The organism is Nocardiopsis lucentensis DSM 44048 (assembly GCF_000341125.1).
Taxonomy (GTDB): Bacteria; Actinomycetota; Actinomycetes; order Streptosporangiales; family Streptosporangiaceae; genus Nocardiopsis; species Nocardiopsis lucentensis.
Genome location: NZ_ANBC01000326.1, coordinates 1 through 1,482 on the forward strand (window position 1 = coordinate 1; position 1,482 = coordinate 1,482).

1 protein-coding gene is annotated in these 1,482 nt (G+C 73.1%); it reads right to left on the bottom strand.

Features of this window, described 5'->3' with window-relative positions; translation table 11 throughout:
- Window positions 1-1,482, bottom strand: a 1,482-nt coding sequence (locus tag D471_RS0111625; RefSeq protein WP_017598777.1) for an acyltransferase family protein, incomplete at both ends; no start/stop codon positions are given.

Consider the following 1,482-nt stretch of genomic DNA (forward strand, 5'->3'; position numbering starts at 1 on the left):
CGTGTTCACGCGCCACCGCGGCCACGGCCGGGTACCAGTGGGCGGTACGCGAGGCGCCGACCATCGCCAGGGTGTACTCGGCGTCGGCCGGCCCCCGGTCACACACCACCAACTCGGTGGAGGCGAGGTTCACGTGGCAACCGGCGTCGTGGTGGCTGGACAGGTCGGTCTTGGCGTCGGCGGGTGCGGGCAGGACCGGCAGTTCACCGACGGGCCGCACCGCCCCCTCGTCGGCCAGGACGAGCGCGCCCGGGTAGCTCTCCGGTTCTCCGGCCCGCTCCGCGCGGATGCGCTGGTCCCGCGCGAGCTGTCCGGACCACGCCGCGGACGCGACCAGGACCGGGACGAGGAAGGCCGCGGCCACGCCGAGCGACCAGACGGGGGTGGCGCGGCTCGGCGCCCGGGTCAGCCACTGGACCCCGTCCTCCACGGCGCGGGAGGTCGCCCAGGCCAGCGCCAGGGACAGGGCCAGGACGAGCGCTCCCCCGGTGGGAGTGGCCAGGATCCGATCGGTGAGGTGCAGGTAGCAGATCAGGATCGGCCAGTGCCACAGGTAGAACGCGTAGGACAGGGAGCCCAACCGCATGAGGGGCCGCCAGGTGAGCAGGCGGTCGGCGCCGAACGGACTGCCGGTCGTCCCGGCGAGGATGACCAGGACGGCGGCACCGGTGGGCACCAGCGCCACGTACCCCGGGAAGAGCGTGGCCACGGGCAGTAGCGCACCGCAGCCGATCAGGACGGCCAGCCCTGCCCAGCCCATGGGCACACGCACCGCGGAGGGCAGGCGGATCCTGGTGACGGCCAAGGCGAGGATGGCGCCCAGGGCGAGCTCCCACGCGCGGGCCCCGGAGTCGAAGTAGGCCCAGGCCTGGTTGGTGCCGGTGATCCAGACCGAGTAGGCGAGCGAGACCGCGAACACGGTCACGGTCACGGTCAGCAGCGCCGTTCGCAGGGCCAGGCGGGCACGGGTCGCGACCAGCGCGGTCAGGGCGAGCAGGACCGGCCACACCACGTAGAACTGGCCCTGGATGGACAGCGACCAGAAGTGCTGGATCGGGCTGGGGGCGGCGTCACGGGCGAGGTAGTCGACGGAGGCCGTGGCCAGCGCCCAGTTCTCGTGGTACAGGGCGGCGGCGCGCACCTCGGCCAGGACGGACGCCCAGCGCGCGCTCGGCAGCCAGAGGAACGTGGCCACGAGGGTTGCGGCCAACACGGTCAGTGCGGCCGGGGTGAGCCTGCGAGCCAACCGCGACCAGAAGGCGACGAAGCCGATACGTCCGTCGCGTTCCAGGGCCCGGACGAGGGACCCGGTGATGAGGAAACCCGTGAGCAGCAAGAAGACGTCCACACCGCCGGAGACACGGCCGAACCAGACGTGGTAGACGGCCACGAGCACGACGGCGACGGCGCGCAGCCCCTCGATCTCGGGGCGAAATCCACCGCCGGTCCCGACCGTGGACCCAGTGGTGGCGGGGGGGGGCG